This window comes from Streptomyces sp. NPDC050264 (genome assembly GCF_040655895.1).
In the GTDB taxonomy this organism is placed as follows: domain Bacteria; phylum Actinomycetota; class Actinomycetes; order Streptomycetales; family Streptomycetaceae; genus Streptomyces.
Map to the genome: position 1 here is coordinate 132,516 of NZ_JBFAKV010000004.1, position 22,589 is coordinate 155,104.

Below are 22,589 nucleotides of genomic sequence, written 5' to 3' on the forward strand. Positions count from 1 at the left end.
TAGTGCGGGGGGCGTCCGGTTCGGGTGCAGCGCCGTCGTATTGCGACCACGAGTGCGTGGGACGTCCGGTTCGGGTGCAGCGCCGTCGCATTGCGACCGCGAGTGCGTGGGACGTCCGGTTCGGGTGCAGCGCCGTCGGCTGTCGCCGCCTCCGCCAGCGGGTTCGCCGCCCCGCCGGCCGGGTCGCCGCCCGTCGCTGCCCTCGTCGCCTCGCCGCCCGCCCCGCCCTGGGCAACCTGCCCTCGCCTTACCCGACTTGGGCAATCTGCCGCCTTGGGCGGCAGGGTGGGCAAGGCGGCACCCCAGCGCCGGGCACCGTGGAATCAGGCCCGTAGGAAGGCAGACTCCCGGCCGAGGCCGATGCCCCGACATGTCAACGACCTCGCGGCAACAACCACCCCGCCAGCCCCGCCGTCCCGCACAGCAGGACCCCCGCGACGACCAGACTCACCCGCATCCCGGCCAGGGAAAACACCGCGCCACCGTCGGAGACGAGCGTGCCGAAGAGGGCCACCGCCAGCGCCCCGCCGGTCTGCCGGAACGCGTTCAGGAGTCCGGACGCCGTGCCCACCCGCGGGCCCGGGACGGAGTCCATCAGCATGGCCGTGACGGCCGGGATCGCGAAGGCTCCGCCGAGGCCGGTCGGCACCAGCAAAAGGATCACGAGCCACATCGGCGTACCGGCATCGAGCGGCAGCAGTACGAACATGGCCAGGGCAAGGACGAGTTGGCCCAGGACGATGACCGGGCGGCGGCCGAACCGCTCGGCCATGCGCGGGGAGACCAGGTTCGTCGTCGTGATGATCGCCGCCAGCGGTACGAACACCAGGCCCGCGGTGAGCGCCGACATCCCGCGCTCCTGCTGGAGGTAGAGGCCGAGCATGAACACGAGGCCGTAGAACGCGACGTTGATCGCGAAGCCGACCGCGAGCGACACGGACACGGTGCGCCGGCGCAGCATCGGCAGCGGCACCATGGGCGCCCGGTGACGCTTCTCGGTGACGTAGAACGCGATCGCGCCGACCACGGCGAGTGCCGCGGACGCGAGGACCGGCGCGGACGTCCAGCCCGCGTGCCCGCCCTCGATGACGGCGAAGGTGAGCCCGGCGAGTGTGACCACCGCCGTGATCTGGCCGGGTACGTCGAGCGGTGCCGGCCTGCGCGGCGAGGGTGCCACCTTCAGGAGCAGCGTCAGGATGGCCGCGCCGACGGGGAGGTTGAGGAAGAAGACGGCCCGCCATCCGACCGTCTCCGTGAGGACACCGCCCAGGACCGGGCCCGCCGCCATCGCGACGGAACCGCCCACGGTCCACAGCGCGATGGCCCGCGCTCTGCGCCGTGCGTCGTCGTAGGCCTGCCTGATCAGTGCCAGGGACGCGGGCATCAGGATCGCGGCGGCCCCGCCCTGCACGACCCGTGCGCCGACGAGTGCGCCGATGCCGGGGGCGAGGGCGCAGGCCAGCGAGGCGAGGGTGAACAGGCCGGTGCCCCAGGCGTAGGCGCGACGGGCCCCGGCGCGGTCGGAGAGCGCCCCGGCGGACAGCATCAGTCCCGCGAACATCAGCGTGTACGCGTCCACGACCCACTGCAGCCCCGCCATGCCACCGTGCAGCGAGGCCCGGATGTCGGGCAGCGCGATGTTCACCGCCGACACGTCGACCGTGATGACGGTGAAGCCGAGCAGCGCGGCGACCAGCGCCGTGCCGCCGGAGGCGGCGGCGCCTACCGGTGGCGGGGTGGTGCGGACGGCGACGGCAGGTGTACCGGTGAGGGTCACGCGGGCCTCCAAGCAGGCGGACGGGTCGGGGAGGAGCGGGTGGGTGGGGACGTCGGGCCGCGGCCCGGTGACGTGCACCCCCTGGGCCCGGCGGCCCCAGCCACCCGCAACGGGATCCACTCTCCCGGCGGCCCGCGCGAAGTGGCAGGCCGCGCTCCACCGGGGTGCCGCGTTCCACGCCCTGACACGGCCCCCCACCGCGTTCAGCGGCCGGGGACAATGGGCGTATGGCTGACAGCAACGGCACGGGCACCCCCACCGGCACCGAACTCGGCAAGTACCTGCGCGCCCGCCGCGCCCAGGTCACCCCCGCCGAAGCGGGTCTGCCCGCCGGCATGGGGCTGCGCCGTACCCCGGGCCTGCGCCGCGAGGAGCTGGCCACGCTCGCCGGGGTCAGCGTCGACTACTACACGCGCCTGGAGCGGGGCCGCGAGACCAACCCGTCGACCCCCGTGATCGACGCCCTCAGCCGCGCCCTGCGCCTGCGCGGCGACGCCCACGAACGCCTTCACGAACTCGCCGAGCTGGCCTCGGGCCGGCTCACCGTGCCGCACCCCACGAGCGACGACACGGTCCGCGACTCGGTGCTGCACATGCTGGAGGCGCTGCGCCCGATGCCCGCGTACGTGGTCAGCCGCCACAGCTACATGCTGGCCGCGAACCCGGCGGGCCGCCGCCTGCTGCCCGGCCTGTGGGACCTGCCCCCCGAGCAGCGCAACGTGACCCGCTACCTCTTCCTGCATCCCGTCGGCCGGACGCTGTACGTGCCGTGGGAGGACACGGTCGCCAAGTCGGTGGCGCATCTGCGCGCGGTGGGCGGCACCGACCCGGACGACCCGAGGATGGCCGGTCTCGTCGGTGAACTCCTTCTCAAGTCACCGGAGTTCGCTCGCCTGTGGGACCGGTACGACGTGCAGGAGCGGGGTGGCGGCACGAAGACGTTCGACCACCCGAAGGTGGGCGGGATGACCCTCACGTACGAAGTGATGCAGCTGGCCCGTACGGGCGGCCAGCGCCTGGTGGCCTACCAGGCGCCGGCCGGCTCCCCCGACGAGGCGGCCATGCTGGAACTGGACCCTGCCCACTCAAGCCCCTCCGGCGGTTGAGGAGCGGGGTCCGGGGCGGGGCCCCGTGTCCTTCAGGCCCGCTCCAGAATCGCTGTGACCCCCTGGCCACCTGCGGCGCAGATGGAGATCAACCCCCGCCCCGAACCCCCGCGCTCAGCAAGCAACTTGGCCAGCGTCGCCACGATCCGCGCCCCCGTCGCCGCAAACGGATGCCCGGTGGCGAGGGACGACCCCGCCACGTTCAACCGCTCCCGCTCGACCGGCGCGAGCCCCCGCTTCTCCCACGCGGCGAGCGTCGCCAGCACCTGCGACGCGAACGCCTCGTGCACCTCGACCAGGTCGAAGTCCTCGATCCCGAGCCCGGCCCGCTCCAGCATCCGCGGCACGGCGTACGCGGGCGCCATCAGCAGACCGTCGCCGCCACCACCCGTGACGTCCCCGTCCACGAAGCCGACCGCCGCGGTCTCGTACGCCGTCAGATACGCCAGCGGTTCGAGCCCGCGCGCCTCGGCCCACTCCTCGCTCGCGAGCAGCACCACGGCGGCGCCGTCCGTCAGCGGCGTCGAGTTCCCGGCCGTCATCGTCGGGTGCGGATCCTTGACGCCGAACACCGGTTTCAGGGTGGCGAGTTTCTCCACGGTCGAGCCGGGACGCAGGTTCTGGTCGCGCTCAAGTCCCTTGTAGGGGACGACCAGTTCGTCGAAGAACCCGCGGTCGTACGCCGCGGCGAGCCGCTGATGGCTGGTGGCGGCGAGTTCGTCCTGGGCCTCCCGCGCGACGCCCCACTCGCGGGCGGTGACGGCGGCGTGCTCGCCCATGGACAGGCCGGTGCGCGGCTCGGCGTTGCGCGGGATGTCGGGCACGAGGTGGCCCGGCCTGATGCGCGCCAGCGCCTTCAGCCGGGCCGGCGCCGTCTTGGCGCGGCGCGCGGCCAGCAGGATCTTGCGCAGGTCGTCGTTGACGCCGAGCGGGGCGTCGCTCGCGGTGTCGGAGCCGCCCGCGACGGCGCTCTCGGTCTGGCCGAGGGCGATCTTGTTGGCGGCGGCGATCACGGCCTGCAGGCCCGTGCCGCAGGCCTGCTGGATGTCGTACGCGGGCGTGCGCGCGTCCAGCATCGAACCGAGCACGGTCTCGCGCGCGAGGTTGAAGTCCCGGCTGTGCTTGAGCACGGCGCCGGCCACGAACTCGCCCACGGCGCCGGGTTCGTGGAGCTTGAAGCGGCCGGCGAGGCCGTCCAGGGCCACGGTCAGCATCTCCTGGTTGGAGGCGGTCGCGTACGGGCCGTCGGAACGCGCGAACGGGATGCGGCTGCCGCCGATGACGGCGACTCGGCGGGGCGGTGCCGGTGTTTTGGCGGGGCGTACCATCTCGACAACTCCTGACTACTGAGTAACCTTACTCCGAAGTAAATTTACGACCGAGCAGGGAGTTGGACAATGGCCGACCGCTATCTGAACTTCACCGGCACGGCCCCCGGCCGCTTCCTGACCCGCGGCCTGGGCCTGCCGCAGCCCGCGCCACTGCGCCGCTGGACCAGCGAACACCCCTCCTTCACAGGGCAGTTGCTGCACTTCACCGCCGGTACGTCCGCCCACCGCGAGGAGCTGTCCGAACTCCTGGCCCGCACCGGTCTCCAGGTGCGCGGCTCGCTCTCGGGCGCCGACCCGGAAACCCGGCGTCCCGTCGGCGTCGTCGTGGACGCGACCGCCGTCGCCGACCTGGCGGCACTCGCCGAGGTGCACGCCGCGCTGCATCCCGTCGTCCGCTCGGTCGCGGCGAGCGGACGCGTCATCGTGCTCGGGACGCCGCCGTCCGCCGACGACCATCACCAGGCGGCCGTGCAGCAGGGCCTCGAAGGGTTCGTACGCTCCCTCGGCAAGGAGATCGGGCGCGGCCGCACGGTGAACCTGGTACGGGTCGCGGGGCCGGTGGCGGCCGCCGAGTCGACGCTGCGTTTCCTGCTCTCCCCCAGGTCGGCCTATGTCAGCGGGCAGGTCGTCGAAGTCGGCGCTGCGGAGGGCGAGCCGGCGTCTCCGGAGGACTGGGCGCAGCCGCTCGCCGGACGCACCGCGCTGATCACCGGCGCCGCGCGCGGTATCGGCGAAGCCGTCGCCGCGACCCTCGTACGGGACGGGGCGAAGGTCGTTCTCCTCGATGTGCCGTCCGCCGAGGCCGAGTTGGGGCGGGTCGCCGAGCGGCTGGGCGGGCGCGCGCTGCCGCTCGACATCACCGCCGACGGCGCGGGCGAGCACATCGCCGAGTTCACCGCCGGGTCCGGCGGGCTCGACATCCTCGTCCACAACGCGGGCATCACCCGCGACCGGCGTCTGGCCAACATGCCCGCGGAGCGGTGGAGTTCGGTCCTCGACGTGAACCTCGCGAGCGTGCTGAGCACGACGGACACACTGCTCAAGGCGGGAGCCGTGCGCCGCGGCGGCAGCATCGTCGCCACGGCGTCCATCGCGGGCCTCGCCGGCAACACCGGGCAGACCAACTACGCCGCGAGCAAGGCCGGCATCGTCGGCCTCGTACGCTCCCTCGCACCGCGGGCCCTCGCCGAGCACGGCGTCACGGTGAACGCGGTGGCCCCCGGCTTCATCGAGACGAAGATGACGGCGGCCGTGCCGCTGTTCATCCGCGAGGCCGGACGGCGGATGAACTCGCTCGGCCAGGGCGGGCTCCCGGTCGACGTGGCGGAAACAACGGCGTGGTTCGCGTCGCCCGGCTCCGGGGCGGTGAACGGGCAGGTGGTCAGGGTCTGCGGCCAAAGCCTCCTCGGCGCCTGACCCGGCGGCCGGCGCCCCCGCGCCCCGTCGCCGCCTCGTGCCCGGCCTGGCACCTCGTGCCCCGCGGCCCCGTGGCCGCTCGCCCGGCCCCGCGGCCCCGCGGCCGCCCGGCGCCCGGCCCCGACACCCCGCGCCCCGTCGCTGCCGCCACCTGACCCGACGCCGCACCATCCGAGCCCGCTCATCTCCGGCGAACCGCCACCCCCAGGCCGTTCTCCCGGCCGGCCGCCGCCCCTCCTCCCCCAGGAGCCGACATGACCGAACCGAAGCCGCACACCGCACCGCGCACCCCCGCCCGCGCCACCGCTCCCACCCCCACGCGCACCGTCACCCTCGCCTCCACCCCGTCGCTCGTCCCCCTCATGGCCCGCGGCGCCCTCCTGTCCCCCCTGAAGCGGCCCCGCCCCGACGCCGTCCTGCCCGGCACCCGGCTCGTCCTGCCCGGGCTGCGGGTCTCGCAGGATCATCTCGCCGCCTACGAACGCGTCTGCGCCTTCGCGACCGGGCGGGACGAGCTGCCCGTCACGTATCCGCACGTCCTCGGGTTCCCCCTGGCCATGCGGCTGATGTCGGAACGCGCGTTCCCGCTGCCGCTGCTCGGGCTCGTCCACACCTCGATCGACATCACCCAGCGACAGAGCCTCTCCCCCACTGATGTGTATGAACTGGCCCTTCAGGTAACGGAGTTGAGGCCTCATCGGCGCGGCACGGAGGCTGTCGTCAGCACCGCACTGCGTACCGGCGGCACCCTGGTGTGGGAGTCGACGAGCACCTATCTGGCCCGGCACAAGACAGCCGGGGGCGCGACCCAGGACCCGCCCGCACCCGAACCCGGGGCCGGCGAACCGCTCCCCCCGCTCACGGAATGGAAGCTGGGCGGCGACCTCGGCCGCCGCTACGCCGCCGCGTCCGGCGACCGCAACCCGATCCACCTGCACCCGGCCACCGCCCGCCTCTTCGGCTTCCCACGCGCCATCGCCCACGGCATGTGGACGGCGGCCCGGTGCCTGGCGGAATTCGGCGCGAGCGGCCCCGTACACGTGCACGCGCGGTTCAAGGCGCCGGTGCTGCTGCCGGGCACGGTGACGTACGCGACGCGGGGGACGGCCTTCGAGCTGCGGGCCGCGCGGGGGGAACGGGTGCACCTCACCGGGAACGTACGGGAGGCGGCTCCGCTAACGGACTGACCAGCGCCGCCCGTCCATCAGGTTCCCCAGCCCCGACCACGCGAAGTTCATCATCGTCGTGGCGGCCTCCTTCGCGGAGACGGACGGGTCGGTGTTGGCCCACCCGGCGAGCGCCTCCGCCGCGCCGACCAGGGCCGTCGCGAGCCCGGCGACCTCCCGCTCGGCCGGCCCGGGCTCCTGGTGCGCCTCGCGCGCGGCCTCCGCGATCAGGGACGTCACGAAGGCGACGATCTCCTCCCGCATCGTCCCGACCTCCGCGACGAACGGGTCCCCGCCCGACCGCGCCTGGCTGTGCAGCACCGCCCACCCGTCGGGGCGCTCGGCGGTGTGGGTGAAGAAGGCGGTGAGCCCGTCCCAGAGCTGCCGGTCGGCGGCCACGTCCGGACGCACACCCGCCCGCACGGCCGCGATCAACGCCTGCGCCTCCCGCCGGATGCAGACGGTGAACAGCTCTTCCTTCGAGTTCAGGTAGAGGTACACCAACGGCTTGGACACACCGGCGAGTTCGGCGATCTCGTCCATCGATGCGGCCCGGTACCCGCGCTCCCCGAACACCCGCACCGCGGCGTCCATCATCTGCCGCTCCCGCTCGGCCCGCGGCATCCGCCGCACCGCCCCGGACCCCACGTCGCCGCCCACCCCTGCCGCCTTTCGCACACGCCCCGTCCACGGGCCAGCCTACGGCCGTGCCCCGCCCCCGGGATCCGGGAGCGGGGCACGGTGGTGGCGTACGAGCCGGGGGACGTCAGGCGGCGGCGGTCACGGCCACCGACTGCGGCTCGTCCACCGGGGAGGAGGACGCGTTCTCGTAGGCCTTGGTGTCGAGGATCTTCTCGCGGGCGGAGACGATCACCGGGACGAGGACCTGGCCGGCGACGTTCGTGGCCGTCCGCATCATGTCCAGGATCGGGTCGATCGCCAGGAGCAGGCCGACACCCTCCATCGGGAGGCCCAGCGTGGACAGGGTCAGGGTCAGCATGACCGTGGCGCCGGTCAGGCCCGCCGTGGCGGCGGAGCCGACCACCGAGACGAAGGCGATGAGCAGGTAGTCGCCGAAGCCCAGGTCGATGTCGAAGATCTGCGCGACGAAGATCGCGGCGATCGCCGGGTAGATCGCGGCGCAGCCGTCCATCTTGGTCGTGGCGCCGAACGGGACCGAGAAGGAGGCGTACTCCTTCGGGACGCCGAGGCGCTCGGTGACCTTCTGGGTCAGCGGCATGGTGCCGACCGAGGAGCGGGAGACGAAGGCGAGCTGGATCGCGGGCCAGGCGCCCTTGAAGAACTGCAGCGGGTTCAGCTTGGCGACGGTCGCGAGCAGCGTCGGGTAGACGACGAACATGACCAGGGCGCAGCCGACGTAGATGTCGGCGGTGAAGGTCGCGTACTTGCTGATGAGGTCCCAGCCGTACGTGGCGATCGCATAGCCGATGAGGCCGATGGTGCCGATGGGCGCCAGCTTGATGACCCACCACAGGGCCTTCTGGAGCAGTTCGAGGATCGACTCCGAGAGCGTGAGGATCGGCTTGGCCTTCTCGCCGATCTGCAGGATGGCGATGCCGGCGACGACGGCCATGAAGACGATCTGCAGGACGTTCAGCTCGGTGAAGGGCGTGATGACGTCGGTGGGGACGATGCCCGTGAGGAAGTCGATCCAGGAGCCCGCGTGGTCCGGCTTGGCGCCGTCCTTCGGGGTCAGTCCGGTGCCCGCGCCCGGGTTGGTGAGCAGGCCGATGACGAGGCCGATGGCGACCGCGATCAGCGACGTGATCATGAACCAGAGGAGGGTGCGGGAGGCGAGCCGCGCCGCGTTGTTGACCTTGCGGAGGTTGGTGATGGACACCAGGATCGCGAAGAAGACGAGCGGGGCGACCGCCAGCTTGAGCAGCTGGATGAAGATACCGCCGACCTTCTCCAAGGTGGTGACCAGCCAGGACATGTCCTGGCTGCGGGCGAGCCAGCCGAGCAGCACACCGAGGACGAGGCCGCCCAGGATCTGCGCCCAGAACGGGATCTTCGGTATGCGGGAGCCGGACTTCGGCTCAGCCGGCTTGGCGTCGGCGGGGGTGGTGTTCGCGGACACGGAGGCACTCCAGTGAAGGCACGCGGGGACAAGGCAGGGACGTACGGGAAGTACCGGAGCGGCGACCGTGGGATGAGGTCAGCGACGCCGCTGCATCGGGATGGTCGCGTCAGGCGCGACAGGCCGCGGACATGCAACGGCAGAGATCGACATGCAGGCGCGCCACGAGCGGGACGCTCATGGCAGTACGGTGCGCGGCTGATGTCTTCATGTCTGGAACGTTAACACCAGTGCTTTGGGAACATCAAAGGGCTTCTTTGGGGAAATCGAGGCGCCCGCATGCCTCTTAAGCCGCATTTACCTTGAAAACACAGGCGCAACGCAGCCGCCCCCGACACCGGAGCGGTGTCGGGGGCGGGGTGGTCTGTGAGGTAACTTACGCGCCCTGCGCGCGGGCGGCGTCGTCCGCCTCGTCCTCCATGGTGCGGCTCGCGTCCATGTTGGCCTTCGCGCGGTCCACGCGGGCGACGATCTTCTCGGAGGCCCGGTCGCGCTCCCGGCGCAGCACCACGAAGCTGATGGGCGCGGAGATGACCAGGGAGAGCAGTGCGATCCACAGGTAGTTGGAGCCACCCAGGCCGCGCGGAACGATGCCGGTGGCGACGAGACCCCAGACGACGAGGAAGCAGCCCGCGAAGACCCCGAGGCGCATCAGCGTGTAGCGGAGCATCTCAATCCACTCTTCCGTAGCGATCCGTTGTCAAATGGTCCCCCCAGTGAAGCACGGCCGTGGAGAGCGATGTTGAGCGGACCCGCGTGTAATGGGTACGGTCGGTTCATGCCACTTACTTTCACCCTGGACCCGTCGGTCGACCCGGCCCTGCGCGACGGCATCCTCGCCCTGTGGGCGGACGTGTCGAACGCGGGCGGGGCCGTCGGATTCGTCCCGCCGGTCACCCCCGACGACATCCGCCCCGAGCTGGTGAAGCACCTCGCGGGGATCGCCGAGGGCCGCACCCGGCTGCTGGTCGGCCGCGCCGAGAACGACCCGGACGGTGCGGTCGCGGCGACAGCGTTCCTGGCCTGCAACCAGCACCGCCTCATGCGGCACCACCTGTGGCTGTACACGGTGATGGTGCACCCCCGGCACCAGGGCAAGGGGTACGGGCGGGCGCTGATGTCCGCCGCCGAGGACGCGGCCCGCGGCTTCGACGGCATAGAGGCGCTCCGCCTCACCTGCCGCGGAGGCACGGGCGCGGACTCCTTCTACGCGGCGTGCGGCTACAAGGAGGTCGGCCGTGTCCCCGGGGCGATCCGGGTGGCCCCGGGGGACGACCGTGACGACGTGCACATGATGCTGCCGCTGAACTGAGGCCCCCCGGCCCGCGATCTCAGACGCGCATCGGCTGCGGGGCGTCCCGGCGCGCCGGGTCCGGGCCGTCGTACTCGCGGATGATCTCGTAGCGCGTGTTGCGCTCGACGGGCTGGAAGCCGGCGTCGCGGATGAGGTCGAGCAGGTCCTCGCGGGTCAGCTTGGACGGCGTGCCGTAGTTGTCCGCGTCGTGCGTGATCTTGTACTCGACGACCGAGCCGTCCATGTCGTCGGCGCCGTGCTGCAGCGCGAGCTGCGTGGTGTGCAGGCCGTGCATGACCCAGAAGCACTTCACATGCGGCACGTTGTCGAAGAGCAGGCGCGAGACCGCGAAGGTCTTCAGCGCCTCCGCGCCCGTCGCCATCGTGGTGCGGGCCTGCAGGCGGTTGCGGACCTTGCCGTCCTTCATGTCGACGAAGTCGTGCTGGTAGCGCAGCGGGATGAAGACCTGGAAGCCGCCGGTCTCGTCCTGCAGTTCCCGCAGGCGCAGCACGTGGTCGACGCGGTGACGGGGCTCCTCGATGTGCCCGTACAGCATCGTCGCGGGGGTCTTGAGCCCCTTCTCGTGCGCCAGGCGGTGGATGCGCGACCAGTCTTCCCAGTGGGTGTCGTGGTCGACGATGTGCTGCCGGATCTCCCAGTCGAAGATCTCCGCGCCGCCGCCGGTCAGCGACTCCAGGCCCGCGTCGATCAGCTCGTCGAGGATCTCGGAGGCGGGAAGCCCGGAGATCTTCTCGAAGTGGTGGATCTCGGTGGCCGTGAACGCCTTGAGGCCGACGTTCGGCAGGGCCTCCTTGAGGGCCTTCAGCGAGCGCGGGTAGTAGCGCCAAGGGAGCGTCGGGTGCAGGCCGTTGACGATGTGCAGCTCGGTGAGGCTCTCCGACTCCATCGCCTTGGCGAGCTTGACGGCCTCCTCGATGCGCATCGTGTACGCGTCCTTCTCGCCCGGCTTGCGCTGGAACGAGCAGTAGGCGCACGAGGCGGTGCACACGTTGGTCATGTTGAGGTGACGGTTCACGTTGAAGTGCACGACGTCGCCGTTCTTGCGCGTGCGCACCTCGTGGGCGAGGCCGCCGAGCCAGGCCAGGTCGTCCGACTCGTAGAGCGCGACGCCGTCCTCGCGGGACAGCCGCTCACCGTCCCTGACCTTCTGCTCCAGCTCGCGCTTGAGCCCTGCGTCCATGCCCTTTACCTCTCCTCACCAACAAGACCCGTAAGTCCGGTCCACCGTACGCCCACCCTCCGACAGGGCCGCGCTCACACCTCTTCGGGCAGCTCCCCGACGCGGTTCTCCCACTTCGTGGAGAGCACGATCGTGGTGCGCGTGCGGGAGACGCCCTTGGTGCCGCTGAGGCGGCGGATCGTCTTCTCCAGACCGTCGACGTCGCCGACCCGCACCTTGAGCATGTACGAGTCGTCGCCCGCGATGAACCAGCAGTCCTCGATCTCGTGCAGGTCCTTCAGGCGGCGCGCGACGTCCTCGTGGTCGGCGGCGTCGGAGAGGGAGATGCCGACGAGGGCGGTGACGCCGAGGCCGAGCGAGGCGGAGTCGACGGTGGCCCGGTAGCCGGTGATGACCCCGGCCGCCTCGAGGCGGTTGATGCGGTCCGTGACGCTCGGTCCGGACAGGCCGACGAGACGGCCCAACTCCGCATACGAGGCGCGGCCGTTCTCGCGCAGGGCCTGGATGAGCTGCCTGTCCACGGCGTCCATAGGTCCAAAGCCTTTCATTATTCAGCGTTGACGCGAGTTTACGTGTAGAATCTAAGGCATGCGGGGGCAACACCCCGCAAGATCTAAAGCCCAGTCACCGGATCAGCGAAGATCCATCGATTTTCAGGAGTGTTGTCACCGTGTTCACGATCGAGATGGCGTACGCCCGCATGCGCGAGATGCAGGCGGCGGCCAATCGTTCCCGTGTCCACCAGTCCGCCACCACCGAGCGCCGCGCGGCCGAGAAGTCCGCCGCCCGCGGCAAGAAGAGCTAGTCACGGCGAGAGCCTCCCCCCAGCTCTCCCTCCCAGCGGCGGTACAGCGTGTGCGGCACTCCCGCCGCGTCCAGCGCCCGCCCCGCGACGAAGTCCACCAGATCCTGGATGTGCGTCGCCCCCGCGTAGAACGCCGGCGAGGCGGGCAGCACGACCGCGCCCGCCTCGTCCAGCGTCACCAGATGCCTGAGCGTCTGTCCGTTCAACGGTGTCTCCCGTACCGCGACCACCAGCCTGCGCCCCTCCTTGAGCGTCACGCTCGCCGCGCGCTGCAGCAGGTCCTTCGACAGACCGAGCGCCACCCCCGCCACGCACGCCGTCGACGCGGGCACGATGATCATGCCCTTGACCGGGTACGAGCCGGAGGACGGACCGGCGGCCAGATCGCCCGCCGCCCAGTGCCGTACGCCGTCCAGCCCGACGCCCCCGAACGTGTCCGGCTTGCCGTCCGCGCCCCGCGCCAGCCACTCGGCCAGATCCTCGCGCCAGTGCGCGTCCCGGAACGCGATGCCCGTCTCGTCGAGCAGGGTGAGCCGCGAGGCCCGCGAGACGACCAGGTCGACGGCCTCGCCCGCGGCCAGCAGTGCGCGCAGCACAGAGGCGGCGTAGGGGGTCCCGGATGCGCCGGACACCCCGACGATCCAGGGGCTGCGGCTCGATGCGTTAACGTGCTCCACACCGCGAGCCTATCCGGCGTCGCCCCAGGGGAACTTGAGCAGGGGCCGTGGTCGTTCTTCCCGCGATGTCGTTCTTTCCGCGACGGCGGGCCCATGGGGGTGGGGGCGGTAATGACGGACAGTACGAGCACGGTTCGCGGACCGGCGCGCGGTCGCGCACTGGCCGCGGGAAAGCTCATGGTGGGGTGGGTCGCCCTGCTGTGGCTGCTCGAAGTGGTCGACACGGCGTCGGGGCACGCGCTCGACCGCTTCGGCATACAGCCGCGCGATCCGGCCGAGCTGGTCGATGTCGTCCCGGCCTCGTTCATCCACTTCGGCTTCGACCACGTCGCGGCGAACTCGGTCCCGCTGCTGGTCCTCGGCTTCGTCGCCGCGCTCTCCGGACTGCGCCGCTTCCTGCTGGCCTGCGCCCTGATCATCGTCGCGGACGGGCTCGGGGTGTGGCTGGTGGCCCCCGCCCACTCCAACACGGCGGGCGCCTCCGGCCTGATCTTCGGGCTGTTCGGCTTCGTCGTGCTCAGCGGCTTCGTCGAGCGCAGACCGCTCGGCATCGTCGTCGGCGTGCTGGTGGCCGCGTACTGGGGCACGACGATCCTGGCGGGCCTCTCCCCGGCCAACGAGGGCGTGAGCTGGCAGGGCCACCTCATAGGCCTGATCGCGGGCGTGGCGGCGGCGTTCGTCGTACGCCGCCGGCCGGAGCGGGCGCGGCCACAGCTCCCGCTGTGAGTCCGGTCCCGCGGTGAGACCGGCCGCAGACACCGCCGGTTGAGTACGTGACTGAGTACGCCGACGCATACGGCGAGCCGCGCGGCTCGCCACAGTGAGGCCATGAAGGCCCGCTACCTGGTGCTGTGCGGGGCGGCCGCCGTCGCCGCCCTCGTCCTGGTCCACGCGCTCGGCATCCCCGCCGACACCGTGCTGCTCGCCGCGGGCGGAGCGATCTGCCTGCTGTGGCTCGTGCTGCTGCTGACCGTGCCCTGGAACCTCTACTTCCGGGCCCGTTCCGTGGTCCACGAGGCCCGCGTCAGCCGCGAGAAGGGACTCGCGGTGCCGGCCGACCGGGACGCGGAGGCCGCACGGATCGCCGCCGTGATGCTGCGCCTGGCCGTCGGCGCGCATGTCGTCACGGGCGCCGCCACGGTGTTCGCCGCCTGGGCCACGGGCCGGACAGCGGGCTACTGGATCGCCGGCTGCTATCTGCTCAGCACCCTGTTCCGCCCCGCCGGCGCCTACTTCACCGCGCTGCGCCGCCGGCTCACCACGCTCCACGGCGAGGTGCGCTTCCCGCGCGACGACGTCGCCGCACTGCGCGCCACCGTCGCCGCGCTCCAGAAGGGCGCGGCCGTCCTGGAGGAGAAGGGGGAGGAGACCTACCGGGTCCTCGCCGAACTGCGTACGTCCGTCGACGCCGTCGGCCTTTCCGCCCACGGACGCGCGGACCGCGTGGATCTCCGCGTCGAGGCACTCAGCCGCGAGTTCGAGTCGGTGGTGAACCGGCTGACGGACAACCAGGAGATCATCAGCGGACTCAGGGCGTTCCTGCGCCTGCTCCGGGCCGAGGACGGCCCGGACCCGCTCACACGGTGAGCCCGCGCACCAGCAGATCCAGCAGCGCGCACACGAACAGCGCGATGCCGATGAACCCGTTGACCTGGAAGAACGCCCGGTTCAGGCGGGACAGGTCGTGCGGCTTGACGATCGTGTGCTCGTACAGGAACGCGCCCGCGACGATCACCAGGCCGACCCAGAAGAAGGTGCCCGCGCCGGTGGTCAGCGCGTACCAGACGAACAGGGCCGTCGTGACGGTGTGGCAGACGCGCGCGCCCCAGATGGCGGCGGGGATGCCGAAGCGGGCCGGCACCGACATGACGCCGACCTCGCGGTCGGTCTCCACGTCCTGGCACGCGTAGATCAGGTCGAAGCCGCCGATCCAGATGCCGACGGCGAGACCGAGGATCACCGCTTCCCACGACCAGGAGCCGGTGACCGCGATCCACGCGCCGATCGGGCCCATCGCCTGGGCGAGACCGAGGATGGCCTGCGGGAAGTTCGTGAACCGCTTGCCGTACGGGTAGACGACCATCGGGATCACGGCGATGGGGGCCAGGGCGAGACAGAGCGGGTTCAGGAGGGCCGCCGCGCCGAGGAAGATGACCAGTGCGATCAGCGCGCCCGTCCACGCCGACTTCACCGACACCGCGCCCGTGACCAGCTCGCGGTGGGCGGTGCGCGGGTTGCGGGCGTCGATCTCGCGGTCGATGATCCGGTTCGCCGCCATCGCGAACGTGCGCAGGCCCACCATGCAGATGGTGACCAGGAGCAGCCGGCCCCAGTGGATGTTCTTGTCCAGCTCGAACATCGCGGTCAGCGCCGCGGTGTAGGCGAACGGCAGCGCGAAGACCGAGTGCTCGATCATGACCAGGCGCAGGAACGCCTTGGTGCGGCCCGGCTGCTGCGGGATCGCCGCGGATGCTGAGGTCACTTGAGTCCGTACTCCTTCCAGCGGCGGTCCACCAGGGCCGCCGTTCGGGGGTCGGAGACGACCATCTCGGGCCAGCCGCCGTCCCGCGTGTAGCCCTCCTCGGGCCACTTCTTCGTCGCGTCGATGCCCGCCTTGCCGCCCCAGAACTGCTGGTACGAGGCGTGGTCGAGGTGGTCGACAGGGCCCTCGACGACGGTCAGGTCACGGGCGTAGTCCGTGTTCCCGAGCGCGCGCCACGACACTTCATGAAGATCGTGCACGTCGCAATCGGAGTCGACGACGACGATCAGCTTGGTCAGCGACATCATGTGCGCGCCCCAGATGGCACTCATGACCTTCTGGGCGTGCTTCGGGTACTTCTTGTCGATCGAGACGATCGCGCAGTTGTGGAAGCCGCCCGACTCCGGCAGGTGGTAGTCGACGATGTCCGGGACGATCACCTTGAGGAGGGGAAGGAAGAAGCGTTCCGTCGCCCGGCCCAGCGGGCCGTCCTCGGTCGGCGGGCGGCCGACGACGATCGACTGGAGCAGCGGGCGCCTGCGCATGGTGACGCAGTCGATGGTCAGCGCGGGGAACGGCTCCTGCGGGGTGTAGAAGCCCGTGTGGTCGCCGAAGGGGCCCTCGGGCAGCATCTCGCCCGGCTCCAGCCAGCCCTCGATGACCACCTCGGCGTTGGCCGGGACCTGGAGCGGGACCGTCTTGCAGTCGACCATCTCGACGCGCTTGCCCTGGATGAACCCGGCCAGCATGTACTCGTCCATGTCGCCGGGCAGCGGGGCCGACGACGCGTAGGTGACCGCGGGCGGGCAGCCGAAGGCGATGGCGACGGGCAGCTTCTCGCCCTTGCGGGCCGCCACCTGGTAGTGGTTGCGGCTGTCCTTGTGGATCTGCCAGTGCATGCCGATGGTGCGCTTGTCGTGGCGCTGCAGCCGGTAGAGGCCGAGGTTGCGCACCCCGGACTCGGGGTCCTTGGTGTGGGTCAGGCCCAGGTTGAAGAAGGAGCCGCCGTCCTCGGGCCAGGTGAACAGCGCCGGGAGCTGGTCCAGGTCGACGTCGTCCCCGTGCAGCACGACCTCCTGCACGGGCGCGTCCTTGACCTTGCGCGGCGGCACGTGGGTCATCGCGCCGAGCTTGCCGAACGCCTCGCGGACACCGACGAAGCCGTGCGGCAGTTCGGGCTTGAGCAGGCCGCCGATCTTCTCGCTGATGTCGCTGTACGACTTCAGGCCGAGGGCTTTCAGCAGCCGCCGGTCGGTGCCGTACACGTTCATCGCGAGGGGCATCGCCGAGCCCTTCACGTTCTCGAAGAGCAGGGCCGGGCCGCCTGCCTTCTGTACCCGGTCGACGATCTCACCGACCTCCAGGTAGGGGTCGACCTCGGCCTTGATGCGCTGGAGGTCGCCCTCGCGCTCCAGCGCCCGGAGCAGGGAGCGAAGATCGTCGTAAGCCATGCGTTCCAGTATCCGGCACCGGCTACCCTGGCCCGGTCACCGGGGGCCCGCACCCCGCCTCTACGTCACCGTGCGCACCGTTCTTGGGGGGTCGCGACACCATGCTCCGCTATTTGCCGTTCTTGCTGGTCCTGGCGCTGTGGATCTACGCGTTCATCGACTGCCTGAACACCCCCGAGGAGGAGGTGCGCGGCCTGCCGAAGGTGGTGTGGGTCATCATCATCCTGCTCTTCGGCGAGGTCCTCGTCGGCCCGGTCGCCTGGCTGGTGGCCGGCAAGCGGCGGCACGCGCCCGCCGGCGGCGCCACCCCGTCCGAGTGGCAACGCGACCGCAGGGCGCGGTTCGTCGCGCCGGACGACAACCCCGAGTTCCTGGACTCCCTCAAAGACTCCGGTGACAAGAAGGACGACCAGAAGGACGAAGCGCTCCTCAAGGACTGGGAGGCGGACCTGCGCCGCCGCGAGGAGGAGCTCAAGCGCCGCGAGGACGAGCGGGGCAAGGAGTGACAGGCATGAACCCCGGTCTCGCCCGCACCTGGCTCGCCACCGCCGTGGCGGAGGCGAGGGCCGGTCTCGCCGAGGGCGGCATCCCGATCGGTGCCGCCCTGTACTCGGCCGACGGCACGGTCCTCGGCCGCGGCCACAACCGGCGGGTGCAGGACGCGGACCCGTCGGTGCACGGCGAGACCGACGCGTTCCGCGACGCGGGGCGGCAGCGCTCGTACCGGGGCACCACGATGGTGACCACGCTCAGCCCCTGCTGGTACTGCTCGGGCCTGGTGCGCCAGTTCGGCATCTCCCGCGTCGTCATCGGCGAGGCGCGCACCTTCCACGGCGGGCACGACTGGCTGGCCGAGCACGGCGTCGAGATCGTGCTGCTCGACGATCCCGAGTGCGTCGGCATGATGGAGGACTTCATCGCGGCCAGGCCGGAGCTGTGGCACGAGGACATCGGAGACAACGGAGACAACGGCGCCGCCGGGGAGTAGACCGCCCCGCGGAGGCGTTACGTCCCGCTCGCGCCGCGGGGCCCGGGTGCCGGAGCCGGTCCCCCCGGTGTCCGGCTCCGGCACGGGCGGCGGCGCGGGTGTCCCCTCCGGCACCCGCGCCGCGAACGCCGCCCGCTCGGCCAGCGGGCCCTGGAGCGGGCCGGGCCACTCCGGCGTACCCAAGTCGCCGTGGGCTAAGCCTTGTTCGAGGATCTCGGCGACTGCCGGGCGCCCCTCCGGTTCCTTGTCCAGGCAGGCCGCGACCACCTCGGCGGGCCCGTCGTGCACGATGCGGCAGAGCGGGTTGCCCTCCCCGTCGCCGAACGGCCGGCGCCCGCCGGCCGCGTACGCGACGAGCAGACCCAGCGCGAACACGTCGGACGCGCCGGTCGGCCGCCGTGTGCCAGAGGCCTGTTCGGGCGACATGTACGCGGGCGTGCCGACGACGAGGCCGGTCCGGGTGAGCGGGCTCTGCTCCATGGCACGGGCGATCCCGAAGTCGATGAGGGTGACGCCGCGGGCGGTCAGCATGACGTTCGAGGGCTTGAGGTCCCGGCGCACCATGCCGAGGGTGTGCACGGCCGCAAGGCCCGCCGCCGCCTCCCGGAGCACTGACCACAGGCCGGGGACGAACTCCGTGGCGAACCACGGCGGTTCGGCGTCGCGGTCGCCCGCGAGCAGCCGCGCTAGGTTGTCCCGTTCCTGCCCGAAGCGGCGTACGGACCCCTGGTCCTCGGCGACGACGGACGCCGGCAGTTGCTTGACGGCGGCGAACCGGCCGTCCATGACGCCGAGGCACACCCGCCCCATGCCACCGGCCCCGATCCGGCCGGGGTCCCGCGGGCGCAGCGGCTCGGCGCCTCCGCCCGCCAGGTCGAGGGCCGCTGCCCCGGTGCGCCCGCTCACCGCGCGTACGATCCGAGGCCGACGAGGCGGTACACGTACTCGTTGATGACCGCGCCGTTCATCGTGTACCGGGACGAAAAGGCGTACCGCGTACCGGAGTTGCTTTCGCAGCGGCTCAGCTCGGACGTCATGGGGATCGTCTGGATCACCCGGACGCGGCGCGCCTCGGCACGGTCACCGTGCTCGACCGGCATGCGGGCAAGGGCGGGCAGCAGGTGTACACGGATCCCTCGGACAGGGCGCCGGCTGGGAGGACGCGCCGTACGACCCGGCCGCGTTCGCCATCGGCATCGTCGACCTGATGGCCCGTTGGACGGGCGACCGCCGGCGCTCCGGGCGCCACCGAGTCCCTCCCTCCCCCGGCGGACGCGCCCACCGACTGCTGTCGCTCGTCCGCTTCCACGAATGCGAGCCGGGTACGACGGTCGAGCCGGTGCCCGCGCCGAAGGGGCGCGTCGCCCACGAGCCCGTCGACAGCCACATGTGTCTGCGCGGCAAGCTGGACTCCATCACGGTCGGCTGACGTAACCGTCCCTGAGGGTCTGCCAGCGGTCGGGGGTCCACGCCGCCCAGTCGGCCGGGGTCATGGGCCGCCCGTCCAGGGCGTCGAGCAGCGACAGGAAGTGGTCGTGCCAGCCGGCCAGGCAGTCCAGGCGCAGCGCGTCGTCGCCGTCGAACTCGTTCGTGAAGCGCAGGGTGGTGGCCGGTTCCAGGTGGCAGCGGATCCGGCCGTGCACTCCTTCGAGGGTGTACTCGGCGACGCGCTGCACGTCCCAGGCGGTGACCCGCCCCTGGTGCGCGCCGCCCCCGTTGAGCCAGCGCAGGGTGACGGCGCCGCCGAGCCGCGGCTCCAGCACGTCGGCGGCCGCCAGCCAGCCTTCGAGGCCTCTCGGGGTGGCCACGGCCTGCCAGACCTGTTCGACGGGGTGGGGCAGGCGCAGGGTGAAGAACAGGGTGTGGGTGGTGCCGGCGGTGCGGCTGGTGCCGGGCTCGATGAGGGTCACGGTCATGGGTCCAGCTTGCCCTGCGGGTACCGAAAGGCCGGTTCTCACGACGGGGAGTCGCGGGAACCGGCCTCGGGTGTCGGCGTCTCAGACCCCGGCGTAGGAGTGCTTGCCGGTGACGAAGATGTTCACGCCGTAGTAGTTGAAGATCCAGCAGCCGAAGGCGGCCAGCGCCAGATAGGCGGCCTTGCGGCCCTTCCAGCCGGCGGTCGCCCGCGCGTGCAGGTAGGCGGCGTAGGCGACCCAGGTGATGAACGACCAGGTCTCCTTGGGGTCCCAGCCCCAGTAGCGGCCCCAGGCGTCGCCGGCCCAGATGGAGCCCGCGATGATCGTGAACGTCCACAGCGGGAAGACCGCCGCGTTGACGCGGTAGGAGAACTTGTCGAGGGACTGCGAGGCGGGCAGCCGCTCCATGACCGACGTCGCGAACCGGCCGGGCTCGCCGCCGCTCGCGAGCTTGCTCTCGTAGCTGTCCTTGAAGAGGTACAGGATCGTGCCGACCGCGCCGACGTAGAAGACCGCGCCGCAGAAGATCGCCGTCGAGACGTGGATGTACAGCCAGTACGAGTGAAGGGCGGGAACCAACTGGTCGCTGGCGGTGTACAAGACAGTGACAGCGAGACCGAGGTCGAGGAGGACCGTGGTGACCAGCGGAAGGCCGAGCCAGCGGACGTTCTTCTTCAGCGCGAGCAGCGCGAGGTACACGCCGACGGCGACGGTGGAGAAGGTCAGGTTGAACTCGTACATGTTGCCCCACGGCGCGCGCTCCACGGAGAGCGCGCGGGTGAGGACACCGGCGAATTCGACGAGGAACCCGAGCGTGATGAGCGAGATGGCGATACGTCCGTAGAGGTCGCCCTGCTCGTCACCTCCGGAGGCGCCGGGCCCGTCCGGCACGTCGCGGGCGCCCGTGGCGGCCCGGGTGACGACCTTCGGCCGCTCCAGTACGGCGGTGCCGCCGTTCTTCTGCTTGACCTGGACCTTCACCCCGGAGGCGTCCTCGGCCCCGGCGGTCCCGGTGAGGGCGGACGCGGTGCGGCCGACCTTGCTGCGGCTGCCCAGGATCCACTCGGCCATGTTCGCGAAGAACGCCAGCAGGTAGACGGCCATGGACGAATAGATGAGGACGTTACTCGTGTGCGCCAGGGATTCGTTGGTTGCGGCGGCGAGAGTCACTTCTCAGCCCCTTCGGCGGCAGGAACAGCTGTGGGTGGTTCGGAGGTCTCGGAAGGTTCGGGGGCGCTGGGCGCCTGGGCGTGCAGTTGGTCGACCAGACCGCCCAGCTCTTCGGGGAGCTTCGCGGACTCGCTGCGGCCGAGGCCGGCCATCTCGACGACGGTCACGCCGTCCGGGCCCTCGACGGCGCGTACCCAGACGCGGCGGCGCTGGATGAACAGGGAGCCGGCCAGACCGGCGATCGCGGCGAGGGCACCGGCGAGCGCCCACGTGTCACCGGGCTGGTGGGAGATCTGGAAGGTGACCCATTCCTTGATGTCCTTGTCGAAGGTGATGGAGCCCGCCCCGCCCGGGAGCTTCATCGTCTCGCCCGGCAGCAGGCGCGACTTCAGGGCCTTGCCCTTGGAGTCCTTGAACGCCTTCATGTGAGAGGTGTCCAGTTGGTACACGTTCTGCGGCAGACCGGCGTCCACACCGAGATCGCCGTGTGTCGCGTTGAGCGCGAGGACCGGGAAGTCGAGCGCCGGGAACTGGGAGAACATCGTGCCCTTGCCCGCGCCGGCGAACGTCGGCACGAACCAGGCGCTGAAGCCGAGCTGCTCCTTCTCGCCCTTCGCGTTGCGGTAGCCGTCCATCACCTTGATCGCGCCCTGCGACGAGATGTTGGAGTCGATCGGCAGCATCGGCACGGTCTGCTGGGAGACGACCTTGCCCTTGCCGTCGCGGACGGTGACGTTGACCGCGTAGCCGTGGCCGTTGAGGAAGATCTTGGTGCCGTCGATGTCCAGCGGGTGGTTGGACTCGATGGCGGTCTTCTTGGTCTTGCCGTCGGCGCCCTCGCTGTAGCTGACGTTCGCGCGGAAGGTACGGGGGGTGCCCTTCTCCGGGCCGGTGCGCGCGTAGGTCGCGGTGAACTTGTCGAGGTTGAAGCTGAACGGCGACAGGTCGTTGTCTCTGTCGAAGAGGTTGCCCGACTTGAAGTCGTCGTACTGGGTGAGGCTGTTGGCGAAGCCGTCGCCCTCGACGACCAGCTTGCCGCCCTCGAACTTGAAGAGCTGCCCCCAGGCGAAGGCGACCAGCATGACGATCAGCGCCACGTGGAAGGCCAGGTTGCCGACCTCGCGCAGATAGCCCTTCTCGGAGGCGACCGCGTCGCCCGCGAGGTGGGCACGGTAGCGGCGCTTCTTGAGCATCGTGAGCGCGGCGGCGCGCACCTGCTCGGGGTCGGCCTCGGTGCGCCAGGTCGCGTAGGCGGGCAGCCGGTTCAGGCGCTTGGGGGCGCCCGGCGGGCGGCCGCGCAGCTGGCCGACGAACTGCCAGGTGCGGGGCACGATGCAGCCGATGAGCGAGACGAACAGCAGGATGTAGATCGCGGAGAACCACACCGAGCCGTAGACGTGGAAGAGGCCGAGCTTCTCGTAGATCGGCCCGAGCGTGGTGTGCGCCTTCTGGAAGTCGGAGACCTTGAGCGGGTCCGTCCCGGACTGCGGGATCAGCGAGCCGGGGATGGCGCCGAGCGACAGCAGGAACAGCAGGATCAGGGCGACCCGCATCGAGGTGAGCTGCCGCCAGAACCAGCGGATCCAGCCGATGACGCCGAGCTTGGGGAGGTTCGGGGACTGGTCCTCCACCGGCGCGGTGCTCAGCTGGGCCCCGGCCTCCTGCTCGGTGGTCTCCGGGCCCTCAGGGGTGTGTGTGTTGCTCATGG

23 protein-coding genes and 2 pseudogenes are annotated in these 22,589 nt (G+C 71.2%); 10 read left to right on the forward strand and 15 right to left on the reverse strand.

Features of this window, described 5'->3' with window-relative positions; translation table 11 throughout:
- Window positions 1-373 precede the first annotated feature (373 nt).
- Entirely contained in the window at window positions 374-1,777 is a 1,404-nt protein-coding gene (locus tag AB0J02_RS08060; RefSeq protein ID WP_363192740.1) for an MFS transporter, read from the reverse strand.
- Window positions 1,778-2,004: 227 nt separating this feature from the next.
- Between AB0J02_RS08060 and AB0J02_RS08065 the strand changes: the two genes are divergently transcribed.
- Entirely contained in the window at window positions 2,005-2,883 is an 879-nt protein-coding gene (locus tag AB0J02_RS08065) for a helix-turn-helix transcriptional regulator (RefSeq protein WP_363192741.1), read from the forward strand.
- A gap of 32 nt (window positions 2,884-2,915) precedes the next feature.
- Here AB0J02_RS08065 and AB0J02_RS08070 read toward each other — a convergent pair whose 3' ends face one another.
- Complete coding sequence (locus AB0J02_RS08070; RefSeq protein WP_363192742.1) at window positions 2,916-4,211, reverse strand: acetyl-CoA C-acetyltransferase; 1,296 nt, start codon at window positions 4,209-4,211, stop codon at window positions 2,916-2,918.
- Between the two features lie 69 nt (window positions 4,212-4,280).
- Here AB0J02_RS08070 and AB0J02_RS08075 point away from each other — a divergent pair, with 69 nt between their 5' ends.
- Together AB0J02_RS08075 and AB0J02_RS08080 are read left to right on the forward strand one after the other, a co-directional pair.
- Window positions 4,281-5,630 (forward strand): 3-oxoacyl-ACP reductase, encoded by a 1,350-nt coding sequence (locus tag AB0J02_RS08075; protein WP_363192743.1) that lies wholly within the window; start codon window positions 4,281-4,283, stop codon window positions 5,628-5,630.
- A 362-nt stretch (window positions 5,631-5,992) separates the two neighbouring features.
- On the forward strand, window positions 5,993-6,817 hold the full coding sequence (locus AB0J02_RS08080; protein WP_363193033.1) for a MaoC/PaaZ C-terminal domain-containing protein: 825 nt from the start codon (window positions 5,993-5,995) through the stop codon (window positions 6,815-6,817).
- Here AB0J02_RS08080 and AB0J02_RS08085 read toward each other — a convergent pair.
- From AB0J02_RS08085 to AB0J02_RS08095, 3 genes are all read right to left on the reverse strand, one after another.
- On the reverse strand, window positions 6,806-7,420 hold the full coding sequence (locus AB0J02_RS08085) for a TetR/AcrR family transcriptional regulator (RefSeq protein ID WP_363193034.1): 615 nt from the start codon (window positions 7,418-7,420) through the stop codon (window positions 6,806-6,808). The genes AB0J02_RS08080 and AB0J02_RS08085 overlap by 12 nt on opposite strands.
- Before the next feature lie 142 nt (window positions 7,421-7,562).
- Entirely contained in the window at window positions 7,563-8,897 is a 1,335-nt protein-coding gene (locus AB0J02_RS08090; protein ID WP_363192744.1) for a dicarboxylate/amino acid:cation symporter, read from the reverse strand.
- A 376-nt stretch (window positions 8,898-9,273) separates the two neighbouring features.
- Complete coding sequence (locus AB0J02_RS08095) at window positions 9,274-9,567, reverse strand: DUF4229 domain-containing protein (RefSeq protein ID WP_363192745.1); 294 nt, start codon at window positions 9,565-9,567, stop codon at window positions 9,274-9,276.
- Window positions 9,568-9,675: 108 nt separating this feature from the next.
- On the opposite strand from AB0J02_RS08095, the gene AB0J02_RS08100 reads away from it, so the two are divergent.
- On the forward strand, window positions 9,676-10,209 hold the full coding sequence (locus AB0J02_RS08100) for a GNAT family N-acetyltransferase (RefSeq protein ID WP_363192746.1): 534 nt from the start codon (window positions 9,676-9,678) through the stop codon (window positions 10,207-10,209).
- Between the two features lie 19 nt (window positions 10,210-10,228).
- On the opposite strand, the gene mqnE is transcribed toward AB0J02_RS08100, so the two are convergent.
- Together mqnE and AB0J02_RS08110 are read right to left on the reverse strand one after the other, a co-directional pair.
- The gene (gene mqnE, locus AB0J02_RS08105) at window positions 10,229-11,392 is read right to left on the reverse strand and encodes an aminofutalosine synthase MqnE (protein ID WP_363192747.1); all 1,164 of its coding nucleotides are present in this window, start codon (window positions 11,390-11,392) and stop codon (window positions 10,229-10,231) included.
- 74 nt (window positions 11,393-11,466) lie between these two features.
- Complete coding sequence (locus AB0J02_RS08110; RefSeq protein ID WP_363192748.1) at window positions 11,467-11,922, reverse strand: Lrp/AsnC family transcriptional regulator; 456 nt, start codon at window positions 11,920-11,922, stop codon at window positions 11,467-11,469.
- Between the two features lie 140 nt (window positions 11,923-12,062).
- On the opposite strand from AB0J02_RS08110, the gene AB0J02_RS08115 reads away from it, so the two are divergent.
- Entirely contained in the window at window positions 12,063-12,197 is a 135-nt protein-coding gene (locus AB0J02_RS08115; protein ID WP_363192749.1) for a hypothetical protein, read from the forward strand.
- Here the strand turns inward: AB0J02_RS08115 and AB0J02_RS08120 are convergent.
- Entirely contained in the window at window positions 12,194-12,874 is a 681-nt protein-coding gene (locus AB0J02_RS08120) for a UbiX family flavin prenyltransferase (protein ID WP_363192750.1), read from the reverse strand. The two genes, AB0J02_RS08115 and AB0J02_RS08120, sit on opposite strands and share 4 nt — an antisense overlap.
- Window positions 12,875-12,985: 111 nt before the next feature.
- Between AB0J02_RS08120 and AB0J02_RS08125 the strand changes: the two genes are divergently transcribed.
- Window positions 12,986-13,600, forward strand: a complete 615-nt coding sequence (locus tag AB0J02_RS08125) for a rhomboid family intramembrane serine protease (protein WP_363192751.1) — start codon at window positions 12,986-12,988, stop codon at window positions 13,598-13,600.
- A gap of 102 nt (window positions 13,601-13,702) precedes the next feature.
- On the forward strand, window positions 13,703-14,461 hold the full coding sequence (locus tag AB0J02_RS08130) for a hypothetical protein (protein WP_363192752.1): 759 nt from the start codon (window positions 13,703-13,705) through the stop codon (window positions 14,459-14,461).
- On the opposite strand, the gene mqnP is transcribed toward AB0J02_RS08130, so the two are convergent.
- Window positions 14,451-15,356, reverse strand: coding sequence for a menaquinone biosynthesis prenyltransferase MqnP (gene mqnP, locus AB0J02_RS08135; protein WP_363192753.1), 906 nt, complete (start codon window positions 15,354-15,356; stop codon window positions 14,451-14,453). The two genes, AB0J02_RS08130 and mqnP, sit on opposite strands and share 11 nt — an antisense overlap.
- Window positions 15,353-16,807, reverse strand: coding sequence for a menaquinone biosynthesis decarboxylase (locus AB0J02_RS08140; protein WP_363192754.1), 1,455 nt, complete (start codon window positions 16,805-16,807; stop codon window positions 15,353-15,355). The genes mqnP and AB0J02_RS08140 overlap by 4 nt, the downstream gene beginning before the upstream one ends.
- A gap of 101 nt (window positions 16,808-16,908) precedes the next feature.
- Between AB0J02_RS08140 and AB0J02_RS08145 the strand changes: the two genes are divergently transcribed.
- Window positions 16,909-17,313 carry a PLD nuclease N-terminal domain-containing protein gene (locus AB0J02_RS08145; protein ID WP_363192755.1) on the forward strand — a complete coding sequence of 135 codons (405 nt, stop codon included), beginning with the start codon at window positions 16,909-16,911 and terminating at the stop codon, window positions 17,311-17,313.
- Window positions 17,314-17,318: 5 nt separating this feature from the next.
- Window positions 17,319-17,795: a nucleoside deaminase gene (locus tag AB0J02_RS08150; protein WP_363192756.1), complete on the forward strand. Its 477-nt coding sequence runs from the start codon at window positions 17,319-17,321 to the stop codon at window positions 17,793-17,795.
- A gap of 105 nt (window positions 17,796-17,900) precedes the next feature.
- Here the strand turns inward: AB0J02_RS08150 and AB0J02_RS08155 are convergent.
- A pseudogene (locus AB0J02_RS08155) lies at window positions 17,901-18,668 on the reverse strand (serine/threonine-protein kinase); the annotation flags it as partial.
- 29 nt (window positions 18,669-18,697) lie between these two features.
- Entirely contained in the window at window positions 18,698-18,895 is a 198-nt protein-coding gene (locus AB0J02_RS08160; RefSeq protein WP_363192757.1) for a hypothetical protein, read from the reverse strand.
- Here AB0J02_RS08160 and AB0J02_RS08165 point away from each other — a divergent pair.
- Window positions 18,869-19,224, forward strand: a pseudogene (locus AB0J02_RS08165) (2OG-Fe(II) oxygenase family protein); the annotation flags it as partial. The gene AB0J02_RS08160 and the pseudogene AB0J02_RS08165 overlap by 27 nt on opposite strands.
- Here the strand turns inward: AB0J02_RS08165 and AB0J02_RS08170 are convergent.
- The 3 genes from AB0J02_RS08170 to AB0J02_RS08180 form a co-directional block, all read right to left on the reverse strand.
- Window positions 19,211-19,711, reverse strand: coding sequence for a hypothetical protein (locus AB0J02_RS08170; protein WP_363192758.1), 501 nt, complete (start codon window positions 19,709-19,711; stop codon window positions 19,211-19,213). The pseudogene AB0J02_RS08165 and the gene AB0J02_RS08170 overlap by 14 nt on opposite strands.
- 81 nt (window positions 19,712-19,792) lie before the next feature.
- On the reverse strand, window positions 19,793-20,881 hold the full coding sequence (gene ccsB, locus AB0J02_RS08175) for a c-type cytochrome biogenesis protein CcsB (RefSeq protein ID WP_363192759.1): 1,089 nt from the start codon (window positions 20,879-20,881) through the stop codon (window positions 19,793-19,795).
- Complete coding sequence (locus AB0J02_RS08180) at window positions 20,878-22,587, reverse strand: cytochrome c biogenesis protein ResB (protein WP_363192760.1); 1,710 nt, start codon at window positions 22,585-22,587, stop codon at window positions 20,878-20,880. The genes ccsB and AB0J02_RS08180 overlap by 4 nt, the downstream gene beginning before the upstream one ends.
- Window positions 22,588-22,589: the final 2 nt, after the last annotated feature.